Source organism: Nostoc sp. UHCC 0252 (assembly GCF_034931145.1).
Lineage (GTDB): Bacteria > Cyanobacteriota > Cyanobacteriia > Cyanobacteriales > Nostocaceae > Nostoc.
Genome location: NZ_JAYGHE010000016.1, coordinates 58,475 through 78,850, shown reverse-complemented (window position 1 = coordinate 78,850; position 20,376 = coordinate 58,475). Strand labels below are relative to the sequence as shown.

The following is a 20,376-nucleotide window of genomic DNA, read 5'->3' as shown; positions in this document are numbered from 1 at the left end:
GATGTTAAGTGATACGCTCATTCTATAGTGTGTCAAGTAGTGTTACTTAACATTGGAGAATATAATCATGCATATATTCATGCAGGCAGCAGATTCAGTTGCAACAGGTGGTGGTCAGTTTCCCTTTGCTTTCACCTTGGTCTATGTCGTTGGTTTTATTGCTGCTGTAACCATTGGTTCAATAGCTTGGTACAACTCGAAACGCCCCGCAGGTTGGGAAAGCAAAGAGCGTCCTGATTTTGTACCTAAAGTTGATAAAGAAGAAACTCCGGGTCTGGGTGATCCGAAGTCATAATTTAGTGATTAGTCATTAGTCATTAGTCATTAGTTATTAACTATAGGCTTTTGACTATGATTAGTTTTGTACGTCAACCCAACGACGGTAAAGCTTTTGAATTTTTTTGAGAAGTTTAGTGTGAGCCGGTTGATTTAAATCATTCGGCTTGGTTATATCCTGCAATTCCGTCAAGAGTCTAGCTTCTTCGACGGCAACTTCACCATCGCTATAAATTAAGCCACTGATGGCTTCAATCAGATTTTCACAATCTTCAAGGCTGGGGCGATCGCCCAAATACTCCCGCACCCAGTCATAGCATTCTTTTGGCTGTACAGGAACGAATTCGTATAGCCAAGGCTTAATTTCTGGATCGTTAGCCAAACCTTTTGCTTGAGCTATCTCACGGAGATATTGCCGTTCTTCTGGTTGGATTCTGCCATCAATCCAGGCGGCTCCAATCAGGATTTTAACTAAGTTTTTGACATTGGAAGGGGTAACCATTGCTGCCTCCTCTGGTAGATTCAGGCCACCATCAAATCGTACAATCCCAAACAGTATTCACTCGGAATTATTGGTTTTTCTTAAGCGCACCATAAAAAAGCCGTCCATGTCCTGTTTATGGGGCCAGACTTTAAACCAACCTTGAGGCGTGCTATATGCAGAATTAGGTAGCTCAATGCCTCTTGGAGACTCAATTTGCCAATTAGGTGACTCAGCCAAAAATGTCGAAATTATTTCTTCGTTTTCTGCTGGATGCAATGTACAGGTGGCATAAACTAGTACACCACCAGGTTTGACAAAAGTTGATGTATGTGTTAACAATTCTTTTTGCAGCACCGAAAGTTCGCGGACGGATTCTGGTGTCTGTCGCCAACGAGCATCGGCATGACGGTGCATGGTTCCCAATCCAGAACATGGAGCATCTAATAATACGCGGTCTGCGGTGTTTTGAAATTGCTTGAAATGGCGGCTGTCACCAGTGTAAATTTGAATAGATTGTAAATTTAGCCGTTGAGAATTTTCTTGGAGTTTGCGAAGACGAGAAGAAGTGCGATCGCAAGCCCAAATTTTTCCTTTATCTGCCATTAACTCAGCAATATGGGTTGTTTTACCCCCTGGTGCGGCACAGACATCAATTACCACCTCACCTGGTTGGGGGTCGAGCAAATGGCCTACCAATTGGGCGCTACTATCTTGTACAGTCCACCAACCTTCTTTAAAACCAGGTAGTTTTTGAATTGACCCAGTATTGCCAATAAATCGTAAAGCTTGAGGTAAATGAGGAATCCGCCTCACCAAAATACCAACAGATTGCAAAGCTACCTCAACTTCCTCGATGGAAGTACAAAGCGGGTTGATACGCAAATCAATTGTTGGTGATTGATTCATCCATTCACACAATTGTTCTGTCTCAGTCAAACCCAGTTGTTCTAACCAGACTTGAACAATCCAGTCAGGAAAGCTGTGTAAAATACCCAAGCGTTCCACCTGACTTTTCACATTATTTGGAAAAGTTAACGCGAAACCTAACCCCCCAGCCCCCTTCCCTGCTAGGGAAGGGGGAGAATTCAAAGCCTCTCCCCTTGTAGGGGAGAGGTTTGAAGAGAGGTTTTCTAAATCCGGTGAAAAGTCAGAATATTCTACTGGATTTTCTGGAAGTTGTAACGGATCACCCTTTATCTTCTCTGCAAGGCGAATGTATTGTCGTAATAGACCGTTAACAAAACCCGTGAGTCCAGAAAAACCGTTTTCTTTAGCGAGTTGGACGGTGGTATTAACAGCAGCTGAAGCGGGAATACGCTCTTGATAGCGCAGCTGGTAAAAACCTAAATGTAAGATGGTGCGGAGGTCTGGGGGTTGTTGGTGAGATTTCTTTTTGGCAAGTTGATCGATAAGAGTATCAAGAGTGCGCTGCCTTCTGACGCTCCCATAAACCAATTCTGTCAGCAAACGGCGATCGCTATCAGCCAAACTGACTTTTTGCAGCACTCTATCTAGGGCAACATCGGCATAAGCCCCCTTGTGAACATCTCGCAGGGCGATAAAAGCTAGTTGACGGGGGTTTGTCATGGAAACTTGATTCAGGAGTCAGAAGGCTTTTGTATTCTAACTCCCAACTCTTTACAAATTACGAATTACGAATTATACGAGTCTACACTGGCAATTTCAAACTCACACGCTCTAGAAACCTGTTCTGCTGATAATTTACCAAAGCTGATTAATGGTAAATAAGTGGGGTTTGCCATCAGTTCTTTTGCTAATAAGAATCCAGTAATTGTCCAAGTTTGATATTTCCGAGCTTGTTTGCCAATTAGTCGCCCTTTCTTACCATCGTAATATTCTGGCCATTGATCTGTACTGAGCCGTCCTTGAGCAGTTTCAATAGCCTTTTGTGCAAGACTTATTTGATTAGTTTTCACAGCCGCAGCTGCCAACATCCACATCAAAACTGGCCAACTACCAGCATTATGATACGACCAGGGGATATTTTTAGGGTCACATCCCGTTACAATTCTGTATTCTTCATGTTCCAAAGCTGGGAAACAAATTTTCATCGGCATATCTCCCACTAAATCATCCCATCGTTTCTCAATGAGATTCATAATCGCTTGTGACTGTTCTTCGGTGGCTAAATCTGAAATAATCGCCATTAAATTGCCGAGTGAAAAGAAGCGAGTATCTAGCTGCGATGGCCCGATATTACCCGCTAGATAACCACCTTTTTTTGGTAGCCACTTATCTAATTCATAATAAGGAACAGAATCTACATATATGTTGAACAAATTCACAGCGCCTTTGCCATATTCTTCACTTTTGAAGCGATAAATTTCATTCAGGCGATTAATGTCTATCCAATAATGCTGGCGAATATGAGCGCACAAAAGAGGCAACCGATTATCAATGGCTTCAACAATATCAGAATTTCCTTGACAAATTAGTAGTTCACGAGACGCACGCAATGCCATGTAAAAGAGAACTTGTAGTTCTAAAGGATGCCCATAAATGCCCATACGACGGTCAATCATACAAGCACCATCTGGAACCAATAGCGTTGGGTACATATCAAAGCGATTAGCCAAGCAGATTTCCATGATTAACCTGATACCATTTTGGAATTCAGGTTGATAAGCCAGAGAAAAATCTTCAGTGGCGACTACATAAGCACGCAACAAAATAATCCACCATAAACAAGAATCAACGGGTGTAACTCTAGCGATCGCATGTTCGCCAAAGTCTGCTTCTAGATATTCTTGTCCATTGTCTGATACAACTTTAAAGCTAGCTGGGATTAATCCTCGTCCAGGCTTATAGGCATCTAATGCCTTTTCTTTAGGCTGTAATTTTAAGGTTTCTTCTAAGAAATTGCGAACAATATCTGTTCTACCTTTAATCAGAAAAATTAAAGCAGAAGAGACAAAATCCCGAACAAAACACTGGTCATAATTCAGTGCCTCTACAGATGAATCATAAGCGGCTACCGTACCAACAGGGCGACCTTGATAGTAGAGGATTGATTTTTCTAGTGTTAGCCACGCTTCTTCCACTTCTTTTAAATTTTCAGTAGTTTCCAATTCATTTAGGTGCATCGCCAGAATAACTCCATAGGGGTTGTGAATTTGTGGTAGATGCGTCTTCATTTCTAATTTTTGCTATTCTCAGCATAACAAAAACAATTCTTTGAATAGCAAACATAATCTGGAAAAAATTAACTAACAAAGAATAAATCTGCTGGTGTTGATACAGCTTTATTAGTAGTTAATTTTCTTATAATCAATTACTCTTTTGGTGAATTTTTAGTTTTTATTCTTCACCGCAAACAGTAAGATGCTTTTTAAAAGCAGTCATACAAGATATATTTTTAGATTATTTATTGTTCTGTTTCATTTACATAATCTTTGCTTTACCAAACAAAAACATATCTTCAGTGCTGTTTAAGGTTTGTATGAAGTTAAAGCTGGTCGCAGTGTATTTACTTGAGCAGAATTACTTTTTAACACTAATAGGTTAGACTATTCCCCTATAAACTATTAATTTATAACGTTTTGTCAAAATATGCAAGATGAATTCTTGAAAAACTTAAGATGTCAATACTTCTGAAGAGTTATATATTTTAACCTACTTGAAATTAGGTGAGCTAAATTAATGTTTTCTGCTTTTCTGTAATACACTATTTTAGCCTTGCGACAATAGTAAGGTGTGTTAAGCGCATCTTTTTAGATAATTTCTCATCAAAAACTTCATCAAAATGCCTAACGCATCGTCATGTAACACGGTACGTAATAGCAAAGCCATAACACACTCTACTTAAAATTTACTTTATCAATAGTCTCTTTTTTGTCTCTGCGGTTAAAAAGTATTTTATTTAACCAATCTAGCCACAGAGAAGACAAAATCAATAAGGGTTGCTGCATGGCTAGTCTTTGGTAACGCTTTTATTGGATGGGGCACTTCACTCTTGGGCTACACTCGTTGAAATTGTAATTTTATTACCATCACGCTATCTGCCCTCCTGCCTTCTGCCACGATGTAAGCAGACCCTAACAAGGCAGACAAAGACTTATAACAGTCTCTTTCTGAGGAATGCTATCGATTGTAAATTCACCGCCATATAATCTCACTATATGCTGAACAATAGCCAGCCCTAAACCAGAGCCTTGTTGCTCCCATAGTTTTCGATTAAACTGTATAAAAGCTCCAATTTTATTAATCTCTTCAATTGTCATTCCTCTACCATTATCGATTACATATAAATTAAATCTATTCCCTTCTACCTTACTCATAATTTTAATTTCGTTACTTGGTAAAGAGAATTTGAAAGAATTATCAAGCAGTTCTTCAATAATGATAATTAATTTTTCTTCTGGTAGTTGTATTGTGGATTCTTGGATATCTAGCTTTAAATCTTTTTGTCTACAATTTTCTGTAGCTTTTTTGAGAGCAACTTCACTAATAGTTTTTTTAGCAAAACATTGATATGTTTTTTCTTGAATTTGACGAATCTTTTCAGGATTTTTAGCTATTAATTCTAAATCGCTATACAATAAAAATCTTTGAACTAATGCATTCAAACGATTTGCCGATGTATATATTAATTCTGCAATTTCGACTTCCTCAGAATTAGGCATGATGTCACAATTTTCCATTAACAACTGTGACATACCAAGAATACCATTTAAAGGAGTATTCAGTTCGTGAGGTAATGAGTGAGCAATATTCATTCTGAGTTCGTCTAGCTTGGCTTGAGTTTGGCGCTCAACCAAAGCGTGCTTTTCAAGACGAGAAGCGATCGCACTGAGTAGTTCTTCAGGACTAAATGGTTTCGTTAAATAATCATCTGCTCCCAAATCCATACCCTGACGAAAATCTGAGCGCTCTGCTTTAGCAGTGACAAATATTAAAGGTATATTAATAGTTGCTTGGTTTTGACGTAGAGCAGACAATACACTAAAACCATCTAACTCCGGCATCATAATGTCGCAGATAATTAAATCAGGTAATTTATGTTGGGCAATTTCTAATCCAACTTGACCATTTGGAGCTATCAAAGTATCAAAATCAGAAAGTTGTAAAATTTCCTGTATATTTTCCCGAACTTGAGGCTCGTCTTCTATGATTAGAATTGTGTTCATTTAATAAATATAAATTTACAAATATGTTTTTATATATGATATTGTGCTTTGCGTCTACATGAGGTATACCCGAAATATCTAGCAGTGCAGCGTCCCTACAGCTTGTGATATATTTTTGTACCGCATCTAAATAAAAATCCCTATATTACATCCAAACATAGACCATTATAATCTAGGTAAAGTAGCTTTATATAACCTTCAAAGAATGAGCTTTATAAGAATATGAATTATGCCATAAATCAGTTTTTAATTATTATATCTATAGATGTAGTTCTATAATATATTCTCCAAGCCGAGAATTTGCTAAACTACATTAAAATCTAAATCATATCCCGTAGCTATTATTCCCTAAAATTATTGATTACTAACACATTAAATACTTTCAATTGAGGGCATGGCTTATAATTACTGGTAGTTCCACCCTAAATGTTGTACCTATTCCCACCTGACTAGCAAGAATAATTCTCCCTCTATGAAGGTCTATACACTTCTTGACTATCGCCAAGCCTAATCCAGTTCCTGGCGTATTACCAACATTACTAGCTCGGTAGAATGGTTCAAATAAGTTCTGCTGTTCCTCTGGTAAAATACCAATACCTTCATCTTGAATTAGAAAAACTGCGCTTTGATCTTTAATTAATAAATCAATTTTAACCTTACTACCATCTAGTGAATATTTGACAGCATTTGATAGCAAATTGCTCAGTATTTGTCGCAGAATTTTCTTATCTATCCAAGCTCTAAAACGATCATCTATTGATGAATTACCCCAGTACTGGGGACAGAAGACTAGGCTATGGCTGGAAGAACTTAGTTGAATTTCCTCCACTAATGAATGACAAAAATCTACCAATTTAATACAAGTTGGCTCAAATGCTAATTTTCCAGCTTCAGCTTTATTAATTAGCAAAATATCATCTAAGAGTTGAGTAGTATGTTGAACGTAAGTCTGAATACACTGGAGATGTTTATGCTTTTTTTGTTCATCTAATTTATGGCTAAAACTGTTTAAAATTCCAGCAGAAGAAGCAATGACAGCTAAAGGAGTTCTAAACTCATGGGAAGTCATGGAAATAAAACGAGATTTTAACTCATTTAGTTCTTTTTCCTTCTCTAAAGCTTTACAAATATTTTCTTCGGCTTGTTTTCTTTCACGTATATCTTTAACTACCCCAATTACATAAATGGGTTTGCCAATCTGATCTCGAATTAGAGAAACTGTTAAATTTACCCAAATTACATCACCGTTTTTATGTAAATATCGCTTTTCTATAGAAAATGTTTCTACTTCTCCTGTTATTAGTTTTTGCAAATTATTGAGATGGGTTTTTATATCCTCTGGATGTGTGATATCTCTAAAGTTTTTCTTCAGGATTTCTTCCGGGCTATAGCCTAAAATTTCACACAAGTTGTGATTAACTTTAATAAAATCACCATCTAGAGTTTCTAGTTTAATTCCCACAGCTGCTTGATTAAAAATAGCCCTGAGTTCTGCCTCACTTTTTTGTAAATCTAAAGTGCGTTGCTTAACCCTAAGTTCTAAATCTTGATTAAGTTTTTGTAGGGCTTCTTGCGCTCGTTGGCGTTGCAATTCAGCAGATGCTCTAGCTGCAAAGACTTTGAGAATTCCTTCAAATTTATGTTGGTCAGGTATGGGTTTTTTATCTACTATATATAGTGAGCCAATCGGTTGACCAAAATCATCACTCAAAATAACTCCCATAAAACTTTCGGCTTGCATCGCCACCCATCTTTTAGCAGGAGGAAAAAGTTGCTGAATTTCTGAAGGACAGTAGTAAAATCCTTGCTTGAGCAAAATTTCACAAGGCGTTGATTTCGGATCATAGGAAATATTAGATTGTAACTGCCCATCAGACCAAAATCCTAAAGTGTGAACTTGCCCATCAATTAATTCAGTTACCAAAGTGTGAGGAACATCTAAAGTAGAAGAAATATGCTCAACTAATGCTGGAAAAAAATCACGTCCAGTGGTAGAAGCAGTACTTTTTATTAAACTTTGTAAGGCTATTTCAGCTTGTTTGCGTTTGGTAATATCAATTCCTATCGCAACAGCAGCTGTGTTATTTTGATATTTTTGAGCGACTAGCAAGTAATTGCATATTTTACCGTCGATTGTAGCATCAATCACCCTAGAATCTGCCACACCTTGCCTAGTTAAAAATTCACGCATAAATTCTGTAAATTGCGGACTATTTTCCATAAAGCCCAATTCTTGACCAACAAAAGCATCGGTAGTCAAGTTAAAACTTTCAGCTAAATGGCGATTAACTCCTAAATAATATCCATCAGAATTTACCCAGGAAACAAATCCAGGTACTGCATCTAAAACAGTTTGTAATTGCTCTTTTGCTTGTTGCAGATTTTTTTCTGCTCGTTTGTATTCTGTAATGTCCTCAGAAATACACAACAGATATTCGGGTTGTTGGTCTTTGTCATACAAAGGAATTTTAGTTGTATGTAAAATTCTTTTACCAAAACTGGGGCTGTCAATAGCTTCTTCAGGAATATCTTCAGGTACACCGCTAGCAAAAGTTTCTAAGTCTTTTTGGTAGCAAAAGTCTGCTTGTTCTTTCGACAAGAATTCATAATCTGTTTTGCCAATAGCCTGCTCTGCTGTGATGCCCAAAATATGTTCGCAGGTATGATTCCAAAGTTTGAATGTGCCAAAACTTTCTGGTTTGGCATCTTTAACAAAGACTGCTACAGGTAAATTATTAATCATTGACTGTAAAAAGTTGCGAGTCTGCTGGAGTTCCTCTTGTGCTTTTCGACTCTCAGTGATGTCAATACCTGTACAGACGATATACTCAAGTTGATTATCCTGATTAAGTAAAACCTTGTTTGACCAAGAAATTAAGCGGCGTTCGCTATCTTTAGTAACTAAACAAGTTTCGTAACGTTCAGGAAATTCTCTATTTGCTAAATTTTGAAAAATAGCTTTAATACATTCTCTTATGTCAGTTAATAGCACTATATCCCAAATAAATCTTCCCTTCACTTCATCAAATGCGTAACCCGTAGCTTGTTCGCAAGTATGATTAAAACGAACAATTTTCCCCTGAGAATCTAGTACAATAACTAGAGCATCTGCTAAATTCAAAATAGCCGAAATAAAATTACGCTCTAATCGCAATTCCGCCTCGATTCTTTGGCGTTCTGCAAGTTTAACTTGTGCATAATTGTAGAGTCTAGCTTGTTGAATCGAAACTGCCAGCAGACTAGCAAGAGTAACTAATCCGATAAATTCTCCTTTCTCTCCGACAATAGGCAGATGGCAAATCCGATGTTTTTTCAACAAATTTAACGCAGTAAAAATATCTTTGAAATCTGTTAATTTCAATGTGATTAACTCTTTTGTCATCACTTCTGCAACGCTGATTTCCTGTAAGTTCTTGCCTTGTGCTGTCAGTTTAATTAAGTCTCGCTGCGTAATTATTCCTTGCAACTGCGATTTTTCTATAACTAAAACACAACTAGTAGCTTGAGATGTGATGCTATCTATGTCTTTATTTGAGTTTATCAAATAATTGGTATCTTTGATTGGTGAGCCATCACAATTACTTGGCACTTCATTGATTAGTGCAATTACATCTGGAAGCAGAATTTCAGAGTTAACAATGATCGGATGACGAATAATCGCCAGTTGTAAATTATCAGATATGACAGAGTTAATACGCATTATTTATAATAGATATCTTAAACAAGAAATATCTTTAAAAAAGATATAAGTAAAATATTACTTATAAATTGCCAAAATACATCAGTATTTTCTATGATTAATTTCTATTTAATTAGAATATGGGAAAATTGTTAATGAATGCAACCCGACAAGTTTCAAATAAATTTAAATTATTATTTAAATAAAAATAACTAATTTTTAAAATGTAGGCTTGTGTTCATAATCGCAACATTTATCATTACGCCAGGTTCTACCACTATATTTGTTGCTCAAACACGTGCTACAGCCCATTTCCTCTGGTATTGATTGATCGCTAAGTACGATAATATGACTTCAACAACAATCGGAATCCGCTCAAGAATTATTACAGCCGATTGCAACTTCCTAAGTACAGATAATCTTAAGGGCACAGCAATGCTGTGCCCCTATTTGTGTACTTCATTTACCTGAAAACGCTGTATTAGAGTTATAAGCTGTTCCAAATCAAGATTGCATACATGGTATATGGTCGTGCTGGCTGTTTGTTAGATATCAGCAATCAACACGACCATAATGGTATCATGTCCGCCCGATTATTTGAAAAGTCGCGCAAAACTACACGCGATTAATATCGCCTCCTAAATGCAAATGATTTATGGCTGCACCAAAGACAGGATGATGCCAACGAGCGAACCCAAAAGCAGCACCGTACTGCTAATAGAACTAATGCCAAAACCAATTGCCCGCTTTTGGGCAGCTTGATAATATCCCCAAGCGTAGGCAATTCGGCCAACAAGCCAGATAGCGCCAATACCCGCCCCCCATAATGGATTGACATAGAAAGAGAACAACCATAAAGCGGGTAAGAAAAAAACTAATTGTTCTAGAGTATTTTGCTGAACACGCAGCACTCGTTCAAAATCTGCATCTCCTGTCATGTGTGGAGGTGGTACTTTATACTTGGCTCTGGCTCGACCAACATTAATTGTAATGACCAAGTAGAGCAATAGTGTCAGAGCAGTTATCAGACTAGTCCAGGGCGACATATCAAAATCCTCATGTACTAAAAAAGTATAGTACTTTAGCTTGATAATTGAGCGATATCTGCGGCAGGTTATGAAGACGCGATCGCCAACTGCTGCTGTATTATTCAACAGACTTACGAACTTGTACAGAGCGATCGCAGTGAAATAGAAGGGTTAATTGGCTTTTTGTTTAATAATATTGGCACTTCTCACGCCTAGTAAAATCAAATCTTTAAATCCAAGAGAGCTAAACGAATTTGTTCCATACGCCTGCGGTTGACACCAAGATCCGACTCTCCTACGCGAGATGCCGAACGCAGATGAATTACCGACTCATTGGGAGGTAAATAAAACTCTACGTCATCAACAAATTTAAAGATGCGGCTTTTAGAAAGAGCATGGATATAATTAGGAGTCTGTTCTATAACTTCTGTGCGTGGGACAACGCTAAGAACTTTTAGTAAGATTTCTCTAGCTGCATCTCGATCTCGATGATAAGTAATTGGGTCGATGGCGTGTTTAGAATCTGCATTTTGACTCACAACACAGTTATCTGAAGCCGGACAAGAACTAAGATAACCATTATCAACTCCCAACCTAGAAGAGGCAGCCCAAGTAGCAGCAGGAAATATTAAACTATTAATCAAAGTTAGAAGTATTACAAAAGTGATACTCAGCAAGAATTTCTGCCGGAAGCCTTTTAGCAGATGGGACATGGTAAATTTACTCCTCAAGGTTAAATAGCACTCAATTATTTTCTCTTAAAGTAGCAGTCTTATTAGACAAGGAAGTAACGAATTTTGAGTATACTGCTATTTATACTTATTTTACAGGCAAATTCTGACATTTCCCCCTTTTTGTATTTGTCCCTAAACACCAAAAAACTGTACTACTTCTTCGATTAGTACAGCGTTTAAAACCGCAAGCGTCTTGATTCTGACTCCTGAATTCTTATTCAAAAATCAGACAGTAGTTCTATATAATTTTGCTTAACTACTAAATCCACTATCATTAATAACTTTGAATGCAATAAGACCAATTAACGCTAATAGACCGAGCGCTCTACGGAAATAATTAACACCTTGAAATAATTCTAGCCATGCCCAAGTAAATAAGGAGCCGTTTGCAAGTATATCTAACAGTGTATTGATTTTGCCAGTCGTCAAAATTAGAGCAAGTAGACTGGTTACTATCCAAATAATAAGAGGTAGATTTGGCGGTTCAGCTATAACAATGTTGCCTTCGCTGTCACGGAAGATTTTATCGACTAATGTATTTTCTGTATTTTCCATAACTTTCAATTGCCAGTTAGCTAAAATTAGAAACTTTCCAAAACAAACTTAAAGTATCCTAATTAGTAATATTAAAACATTCAGACAGTTTTATTTTCAACTATCTAATTGCATAGATGAGAGCGGAAAAGCATATTCATATATAAGTAGGGGATCACAGGGGTGCATTGGTGTTATAGCGGTTCCCAATCATAATGAGGTACAGAAATTTGTAGGGGCACATAGCTATGTATTGGTGTCAACTTAACGTGAAACCCTTGTCAAGACGTGATATTCAGTTCTTTGGCTTCCCATCACGATCCGCCTCACCCCACCCTAACCCTCCCCGTATGTATTGGCTACGGTGTACACACAAGTCTGAAGTTGTTCAAGAATCTGGGTTTTACCCCACCTTAACCACTGCTTGAATTTAATAAACGACCACCCGAATTCAATAAACGACCACCCGAATTCAATAAACGACCACCCGAATTCAATAAACGACCGCCCGAATTCAAGAAACGACTACCCGAATTCAATAAACGACTACCCGAATTCAAGAAACGACCACCCGAATTCAATATATTTATTGCATAAATTCTCAAAACCTTACCTGAAACCTGATTTACTAAGGTTTTAGCTTGAGTTTTACCCCATCCTAACTATCAGTGCGATTGTTAGAGTGTTCCAAAAAATAAATGATCCAAAACCCGTCATTGCGAGCGAAGCGAAGCAATCCCAGCCCTTGCGATTGCTTCGCTTCGCTCGCAATGACAATTGAGCATTTTTTTACTTGGAGTACTCTTATCCCTCTCCTAAGAAATCGCAAGCTTTCTTTACATCCATAAGGGGCGATCGCTACTAAACAGCTTGTGTCACTCTCGGAAAACTTTTGCTATTTCTGAATTTTAGAGCTTTTGTATACGAAGCGATGTCTACGACGGGCTACGCCTACGCAAGGCTTTCAATATGGTTCGGATAAGATCCCCCCGCCTGCGGCGACCCTCTTAAAAAGGGGTAATCAGAAAAAGCGCGTTCCTTCTGCCTCCTGCTTCTTTCAGAAAGTTATAAGTAAGTCGGTGTGAATATTGATCATCAAAATAGGGCAGAAAGCAGGAGGGAAAAGGATTTGAGCCTACTTTAATTTTATTAACATAGTTCAGTTTTTCCCAATCGTTCTACTGAATTTAGATGAAAATATGGTAGAGATAAGTTTGACAAAACATTACGTTTAAGGAGATTTATCCGTGGAAAAAAAACTAGTTATTCTTGTTGTCGATGACCATCAATTAATATTGACCGGTACTCTCGATGTCTTGAGTCGTCAGTATCCTGAAGCGTCTATTATTAAATCTCAGAGTCGAAAAGAGGCGCTTTCTCAACTTCAATCTCACCAGTTTGACCTGATTGTGATGGATTTATCAATTCCCGATCAGCAAGGAGAGACAGCAGAAATTGATACCGGAATTAAGCTGTTACAAACTTTGCTCCAAGAATATCCTAATTATAATTTCATAGTGCAAACTAGTTATGTGAAGGCGCTAATTCGCATCAAACATGAGATTGATAATCATCAAGGAGGGTTTGCGATCGCAGACAAAGGATTACCCGAAAATGAAATGTTAATGCGGGTTAATTTAGCCCTTCAGGGTGCAACTCATACCAAAGATATCAAAACGGGAATCGAACTCAAACCAGAATGGTTGGATGTGTTGCGATTGGCTTTTGAAGAAAGTTTGACAGATAGAGCGATCGCCGATCGCATGTATAAATCAGAGCGAGTAGTTCGCACTTACTGGACAAAGATTCAGGATGTTTTGGGGGTGTATCCTGAAGACTGCAAGCAAAGCGGCAAGAATATGCGAATCCTTACCGAAATTCGTTCCCGTGAAGAAGGTTTAATTGATTAAGGGAACTCCAAAAAATAAATTATAACTTACCCTCCCCCTGCCCTTAAAGCGTTTGCGTAGCGTCCCGTAGGGATGGGATATTTTTCATTTGGAAGTCTCTAATATGCGGAAAATTAATCTGGAAGTTATCGCTCTTTCATTACTCTCTCCAGAGAAAAAGCAGTACTTTTTGCTAAACAACACTTTTCAAGCAAGAGAGATAATTGTAGCCATAATGTGAGAAAATAAATCTCCTAAAGCAGTTTAAGCCTCTTGTCTAAAAGTTAATTAAGATTTTTCTTTAACCAGAGTGATAGAAGAGTGCTAGATGAAAAGAAAAATCTGGAATCGCATTTGGAAAGAATTGGGGTTATGGTCACTGGCTGCACCTCCAGGCATAATAGTGCTGGTTGTGGTGATGTTGATCAGAATAACTGGAGGAATGCAATCTTGGGAATGGATGCTTCTCGATCAGATGTTACGTCTGCGTCCGCTAGAAAAAGCTGATGAACGTGTCGTGATTGTGGGTATCGATGAAAAAGATATTGAATGGGTTAAACAATATCCAATCCCAGATACAAAGATTGCAGAGTTACTCACCAAGCTGGAAACTTATAAACCGCTAGCTATTGGGCTGGATATCTTCAAAAATGTTCCTGTACAACCTGGTGGCGAAGAACTAGCGCAGATATTACGAGCAAATTCTAATATTATTGGCATTGAAAAAATCTTACCGCCTGGGGAAACTTTACCACCTAAAATGCCACCTGCAAGAGTTGGATTTGTCGATTTACTTAATGATGAGGATAGCAGAAATCGACGCTATTTGTTATACACACCAAATCCTAATAATATCGACGAAGATAAATATTCTTTAGCATTACGGTTAGTTGCTAAATATTTGAAGGTACAAGGAATTAACTTAGAAACTGGAAAAAAAGACCCGAATACAATAAGATTTCGTGATGTTGAATTATCTCGGATTACTCGGAATTTTGGCGGATACGTTCGTGTTGATGATGGGGGACTATCAATTTTAATCAACTTTCGCAACCGTAATCAACCTTTTAATGTTGTGTCGTTGCGCGATATTCTCAATCAGAAAGTGGATGCAAAATTACTGCGCGATCGCATTGTCTTAGTTGGCAACCGCAACATGAGTACGGGTGATATTATTTATACATCGGCTATCCCCGGTTTAAAATTAAACGGTCAAATTTATGGCATAGATTATCATGCTCATGCCATTAGTCACATCCTTAGTGCTGTAATCGATAATCGCCCAATGATCTACAGTTGGGGAGATATAGAAGAGTACATTTGGATATTGGTTTGGGGGGTTCTGCCGATTATTATCGGACGGCTAACCCAATCTGTTTGGAAAAATATACTGAGTGTGAGTGTAGCAGGATTTTGTCTATTTAGCTGCGGGTATATAATGCTGTGGGTGTGGGGTCTATGGATTCCTATAACACCGAGTTTGCTTATATTAGCTGTGAATGGAGTAGGTTTGAGTGCTTTTGCATTTTACCACCATGATAAATTTTTGCGATCGCAAATTGACGAACGGCAAAACACCATTCAACACACTTTTACTGTAATTCATAATGGCCCTCTGCAAACTCTTGCTTATGCATTAAAGCACATGCGGGCTAGAGATATCCCTTATGAACAATTACTGGGACAATTTGAAAAGCTCGATCGGGAAATTCGAGAAATTGGCGAGTTTCTCAAACTCGAAGCATTAACCACAGAAGAGTCTTTGCGTTTAGGTAGCGGATTAATTATTGAATTGAATCGACCGCTTCACGATTTGTTATATGAAGTTTATTCCAGTACACTAGAACGTAAAGACTTTGAAAACTTTAAAACATTAAAAGTCAAAGTGCGTAATTTTGACCCGATTGATGATAAGTATTTAAGCATGAAAGACAAACGCGGGATTTGTCTCTTTTTAGAAGAAGCGTTGTGTAATGTTGGCAAACATGCCCAAGGAGTCAAGCGTGTAGAAGCATCAGGCGTTTATAGTTTAAATAAATATAAATTATCAGTGAAAGATAATGGTTCAGGAATTACATCAAAACTAGAAAATAAAGGTACAAAGGATTCTAAAATACTTGCTCAACAATTAAAAGGAGACTTTCGACGTGAATCACTTTTCCCTCGTGGGACTATCTGCGAACTTAGTTGGAAACTTCACAAAGAACGGCTCTATCGGCTCTTTCCTAAAACATAATTCAGAATTCAGAATTCAGAATTCAGAATTCAGAACTCAGAATTCTGAATGGGCTACGCCTCGCTACGCTAACAGAAGGTAAACGGGCTTTACGCCAGGCTTTAAGATTTAGGTTTTATACCTTAATTGACTTTAAATACACTGTATTTGATTTAAAAAAAACTCGGTACACCTGAATATTATATAATCCTTTTGTCTCTTGCCTACTAAGCCAAGTAATTTCAAGAATAAAACCGGAACCCTGTATCTAAAGCTTGTCACTTAACAACTTTTAAAGCCTACAGGGAAAGGCTTTCGTTCTTCGCTCCCACATTTTGCATTGCTTTAGTAGTACAAAAAACTATACAAAAGCATGATTCTCTAGAACTAAGTAAGATTTACCACCAATGCTAATGTTACACAATGTAGTAAACTCTGTGGTATAATCAGGTTAGTTGCTTTACCATAGAAGAAACAGTAAAACCAAATTTTAGATAATCCTACAATCAACAATATTTATGATGAGTCATCAACATCTCAGATTTTGGCAAAAAAACCGCAGACTTACAAGCTTTCTTGTGGGTGTGGTTTTTCTCATGACAGCAGTCCCAGCATTTGCTGAGTTTAAACCACGCGATCGCAAACCAGCTAGCGAAAATTCCCGTGCGGGTGGTTCCCGTGGATGCCCAAGTAATGGCGGTATCCCAATTACACAGCTTGCACCTCAGACATATATTGGTAAAACCAGTTCCACTCGGCCGATGTTCGCTTGGTATATGTCAGATTCCCAAAATGTGCGATTCCGATTGGCTGAATTGGATTCAGCTAACAACCTTAAACAAATTGGCAAAGTTAAAGAAATACCGACAATAGTCGGGATTAACAAGTTAGAACTTCCCCTCGATTACCCCAAACTCACAACGGGTAAAACATATCTATGGCAAATCGCAATTGACTGCGAAAACGACTTAATTGTTAGACGTGCAGAATTTACCGTCATTAATAATGAATCACTTGCTAACAAACAATTTACTAGCATTCCAGCAAGCGTAAATCATTATGCCAAAAATGAACTGTGGTATGAAGCGCTCGAAGAAGCATTGAAAACAACTGATAAAGGTAAACTGGGGCAATCTGGGGCAACTTTAGTTAAACAACTTGCCCAATCAGAAATACTGATGGGTAAGGAAGCATATATCAAAAATATTCAGCAACGCATCGAATACCTTCAGAAAATTGCCAGCGAAAGAATATAGAAATAGTAGGGAGAATAGAAATTGTCAGAAACCCAGTTTTGTGATTATTTATATCTGACAATCCCCGCTTTGTGTGCTGTATAGCCTTGCAATTCTATTCCAAGGCTAGGGCATTTTTTAAGGGTACAGCCAGAAATTTGACATCCTCACCGACCTAAAGGCGCGGTGATTCTGAAGTAATGAGTAAGAAGTAATAAGTAAGAAATAAATGCCATTTTTCATCCACTCATTAATAAGTAATGAGTAAGAAGTAAAAAGTAATGAGCAAGAAGCAAGAAGTAAATATCCATAACTCATTACTCATTACTCATTACTCATTACTCATTATTCATTACTCATTACTTTAAAGCATTGCGTGAAGCACGGGGCTTTAGACCCAATTCTTTGGTAAATATTGCCACCCTTACCCAGCAGACTTTTCACTGAGCGCTTTTATTGCCTGAGTTGGTATCCACACGGTAAAAATAGAGCCAATACTGATGGTTGATTCTACTTCAATTCGACCTCGATGGAGTTCTACAAGTTGTTTAGTTAAAGCTAATCCAAGTCCAGTACCTTCGTAGCGGCGGCGATAGGGTGTATCGAGTTGTTGAAATTTTTCAAATAATAATGGTAACTGTTCTTCGCGGATACCAATCCCGGTGTCTTCCACTTGAAAAATAGCTGTATCATCTTCCACCCAAAGGCGCAAGGTAACACTACCACTTTCAGGGGTAAATTTAATCGCATTAGTTAACAGATTCCAGAGAATTTGTTCTACTCGTTCTGCATCAGCGATGAAGCGATCGCGCCTGGGATCGATTTGCAAATCAAGGTTGAGATTAATTTGTTCGCTGATTGCCTTTTCTTGCAATGACTTTATAGCATTTTCGGCAACATTCACCAAAGAAAATTCTGAAATATTTAAAGCCGTTTTCCCAGCTTCGATTTGCGATAAATCGAGGATGTCATTAATCATTCCTAATAAATGTTCTCCACTATCGTGGATTTTTTGCAGATAATCGCGTTGTCGTTGACTCAATTCCCCCAAAGGCCAGCGTAACAAGGTAGACGACATCCCAATTACATAGGTTAAAGGTGTGAGTAATTCGTGACTGATGGTAGCAAGAAATTCACTTCTGAGGCGGCTAGCAGCTTCGGCGGCGAGGAGGGCATCACGTAGTCCGATTGTGCGTTCAATTACTCGTTGTTCGAGAGTTTGTTTTTCTTGGGTGAGGGTTTGCATTAACTCAGCTTGGTGAATTGCGATCGCTAATTGTTCCGCGATGGAAGTCAACAAGTTTTTTTCGCTATCAATCCACTGTCGAGGTTCACTGCACTGATGAGCAATCAGCAAACCCCACAGTTTATCCTCAAGTATAATTGGTGCTGCCAACTTAGCCCTAACCTGGCTTTCCCTTAAAAAATTCAACAAACACTCTTCCAAAGCATAAGTTTTTTCGACATCATCCACAGCCAAGGTAAAACCTTGACGATATTTTTCCCAACATTGGGAGGTTTGCCTAAAACAATTTTTTTCTGTGTAATTCAACACGCAGGTAATGACATCTGTAGCACGGGCTTCGTAGATAATATAACCGCCATAGTGTTGGTAATCTTCTAGTAGTTGATTATCTACTGAGATAGAAGTTGAACGTTTGCCGTTATCCTCATCTGTAGAAGACTGGTATTGTTGAGTCTTGACTTTGGAACCTTCAAATTTATAAATTACTAATCGGTCTAATTCTAGAAACTCACGCACTTGTGTAATTGCCGTTGCCATAATCACTGGCAAATCTAGGCTTTTACGGATCTGCGTTGTTACCTGATTCAACAGCCGTTCTTGAGAAATCTGTTTTTTTAAGGCATCTTCCACCGGCTGGCAAATATAAACCGTCGGCGCAATTGGGCTTGGAGGTGCTATTATTTCTTGGTTTGGCTGAGTTAAAAGATATTCTAATAACAACAGCGAGAATTGACTTTGGAGTGTGGCATCATTAGGGCCAATAATTTGGCAATAGCGTTCGAGATTTTGGTGAGTGGAAGAATCGCACTCAAACAAATCTCTCAATTCGTGAATAAAGGAAGCGATCGCCTCTAAATTAAATGTCAATCTCACATTCAACGCTGAATCAATTTCTTGCTCCCCTGTTCCCCTGCTCCCCTGCTCCTCTTCTTCAAAATTTCCTAGCAACAGCACACTAAACTGCTCAGAAACCACCAACGTAAACCTTTGTCTTTGCCACTCCACAGGTGTGCAAATCCGCGCCAAGACAGCTTCTGTCAGTACCAGAGTGGCATTTCCCACTGTTTGAGCCATCTGTCCTAACAATTCCCCAAGCTGATTAAATACAACAATAGGCAAGGTTCGAGAAAAGCTCAAATCAGGAGAACTAAGCATTTTTAATCATTACTGGTAAGAGGGAGCTAAATGCAGGGAAAAAGTTTGTTTTGATCGTGTAATAACCAATAGTTTAAAACGGTAACACAGCATTATGCATCGTATAAGTAGCACATCGGGTGGATGGAATCAGTCAGAGGGTTTAATTTTTCTAGAACAAACTCCAGCGCCTTTCGTGTTGATTACGGCTGCTGATACCGACATTCAAACTTTGGCAGCTGCGGTTACGAAATTACCTGCACACTTTCCTGCTTTAAGAGTCGCCAATCTGTTGCAATTGCAGCAACAGTTAAGCATAGATACTTATGGAGAGCAAGTTTTAGAACTTGCCCAGGTAATTATTTTGCGCTTGTTAGGAGGACGTTCTTACTGGAGTTATGGCTTAGAAGTAGTGCAAGAAATAGTGCAACGTAATGGTAAAAACCTCATTGTAATGCCAGGGGACGACGCTTTTGATCCCGACTTGATTTCTCAGTCTACCGTGCCTTTGGGTATTGTTAACCAAATATGGCAGTATTTTAGCGAAGGCGGCGTAGAAAATTTTGTTAATGCTCTGCAATTTATCTCCGATAGTTGTTTATTAACTGCATACAATCCGCCGTTACCCCGTTCAGTTCCGCGAGTGGGATTGTATGAATGGGGAGTGGGGAGTGGGGGAGCAGAGGAGGCAGGGGAGCAGGGGAGCAGGGGAGAGTTAGAACTGGATTCATCGACTTCGGAACTCGGTTCATCGACTTCGGAACTCGGCTCATCG

Annotated in this window: 13 protein-coding genes and 1 pseudogene; 5 read left to right on the top strand and 9 right to left on the bottom strand. The window is 38.4% G+C overall.

The genetic code is table 11. The features are described 5' to 3' along the window. The first annotated feature begins 67 nt into the window (after positions 1 to 67). On the top strand, positions 68 to 295 hold the full coding sequence (psb35, locus tag VB732_RS12630; protein WP_323231177.1) for a photosystem II assembly protein Psb35: 228 nt from the start codon (positions 68 to 70) through the stop codon (positions 293 to 295). A 60-nt stretch (positions 296 to 355) separates the two neighbouring features. Here the strand turns inward: psb35 and VB732_RS12625 are convergent, their stop codons facing one another. The 8 genes from VB732_RS12625 to VB732_RS12590 form a co-directional block, all read right to left on the bottom strand. Next, the gene (locus VB732_RS12625) at positions 356 to 778 is read right to left on the bottom strand and encodes a TerB family tellurite resistance protein (RefSeq protein WP_323231176.1); all 423 of its coding nucleotides are present in this window, start codon (positions 776 to 778) and stop codon (positions 356 to 358) included. Positions 779 to 835: 57 nt separating this feature from the next. Next, a complete protein-coding gene (gene rsmB / locus VB732_RS12620) occupies positions 836 to 2,347 on the bottom strand; it encodes a 16S rRNA (cytosine(967)-C(5))-methyltransferase RsmB (RefSeq protein ID WP_323231175.1) in 1,512 nt (503 codons plus the stop codon). Positions 2,348 to 2,412: 65 nt separating this feature from the next. Further along, positions 2,413 to 3,864 carry a glycoside hydrolase 100 family protein gene (locus VB732_RS12615; protein ID WP_323231213.1) on the bottom strand — a complete coding sequence of 484 codons (1,452 nt, stop codon included), beginning with the start codon at positions 3,862 to 3,864 and terminating at the stop codon, positions 2,413 to 2,415. A 951-nt stretch (positions 3,865 to 4,815) separates the two neighbouring features. Beyond that, positions 4,816 to 5,907, bottom strand: coding sequence for a response regulator (locus tag VB732_RS12610; RefSeq protein ID WP_323231174.1), 1,092 nt, complete (start codon positions 5,905 to 5,907; stop codon positions 4,816 to 4,818). A gap of 382 nt (positions 5,908 to 6,289) precedes the next feature. Next, positions 6,290 to 9,607: a PAS domain S-box protein gene (locus VB732_RS12605; RefSeq protein WP_323231173.1), complete on the bottom strand. Its 3,318-nt coding sequence runs from the start codon at positions 9,605 to 9,607 to the stop codon at positions 6,290 to 6,292. Between the two features lie 632 nt (positions 9,608 to 10,239). Then, positions 10,240 to 10,740 carry an MAPEG family protein gene (locus VB732_RS12600; protein ID WP_323231172.1) on the bottom strand — a complete coding sequence of 167 codons (501 nt, stop codon included), beginning with the start codon at positions 10,738 to 10,740 and terminating at the stop codon, positions 10,240 to 10,242. A 95-nt stretch (positions 10,741 to 10,835) separates the two neighbouring features. Next, positions 10,836 to 11,327, bottom strand: a complete 492-nt coding sequence (locus tag VB732_RS12595; RefSeq protein ID WP_323231171.1) for a DUF1499 domain-containing protein — start codon at positions 11,325 to 11,327, stop codon at positions 10,836 to 10,838. Positions 11,328 to 11,600: 273 nt separating this feature from the next. Further along, positions 11,601 to 11,903 carry a hypothetical protein gene (locus VB732_RS12590; protein ID WP_323231170.1) on the bottom strand — a complete coding sequence of 101 codons (303 nt, stop codon included), beginning with the start codon at positions 11,901 to 11,903 and terminating at the stop codon, positions 11,601 to 11,603. A gap of 1,226 nt (positions 11,904 to 13,129) precedes the next feature. Between VB732_RS12590 and VB732_RS12585 the strand changes: the two genes are divergently transcribed. From VB732_RS12585 to VB732_RS12575, 3 genes are all read left to right on the top strand, one after another. Beyond that, on the top strand, positions 13,130 to 13,792 hold the full coding sequence (locus VB732_RS12585) for a response regulator transcription factor (protein ID WP_323231169.1): 663 nt from the start codon (positions 13,130 to 13,132) through the stop codon (positions 13,790 to 13,792). Between the two features lie 307 nt (positions 13,793 to 14,099). Next, the gene (locus VB732_RS12580) at positions 14,100 to 16,007 is read left to right on the top strand and encodes a CHASE2 domain-containing protein (protein WP_323231168.1); all 1,908 of its coding nucleotides are present in this window, start codon (positions 14,100 to 14,102) and stop codon (positions 16,005 to 16,007) included. Between the two features lie 497 nt (positions 16,008 to 16,504). Beyond that, a complete protein-coding gene (locus VB732_RS12575; protein ID WP_323231167.1) occupies positions 16,505 to 17,242 on the top strand; it encodes a DUF928 domain-containing protein in 738 nt (245 codons plus the stop codon). A 403-nt stretch (positions 17,243 to 17,645) separates the two neighbouring features. On the opposite strand, the gene VB732_RS12570 is transcribed toward VB732_RS12575, so the two are convergent. Next, positions 17,646 to 19,622 carry a GAF domain-containing sensor histidine kinase gene (locus VB732_RS12570; RefSeq protein ID WP_323231166.1) on the bottom strand — a complete coding sequence of 659 codons (1,977 nt, stop codon included), beginning with the start codon at positions 19,620 to 19,622 and terminating at the stop codon, positions 17,646 to 17,648. A 94-nt stretch (positions 19,623 to 19,716) separates the two neighbouring features. Here VB732_RS12570 and VB732_RS12565 point away from each other — a divergent pair. Beyond that, positions 19,717 to 20,376: pseudogene (locus tag VB732_RS12565) on the top strand (cobaltochelatase subunit CobN); the annotation flags it as partial.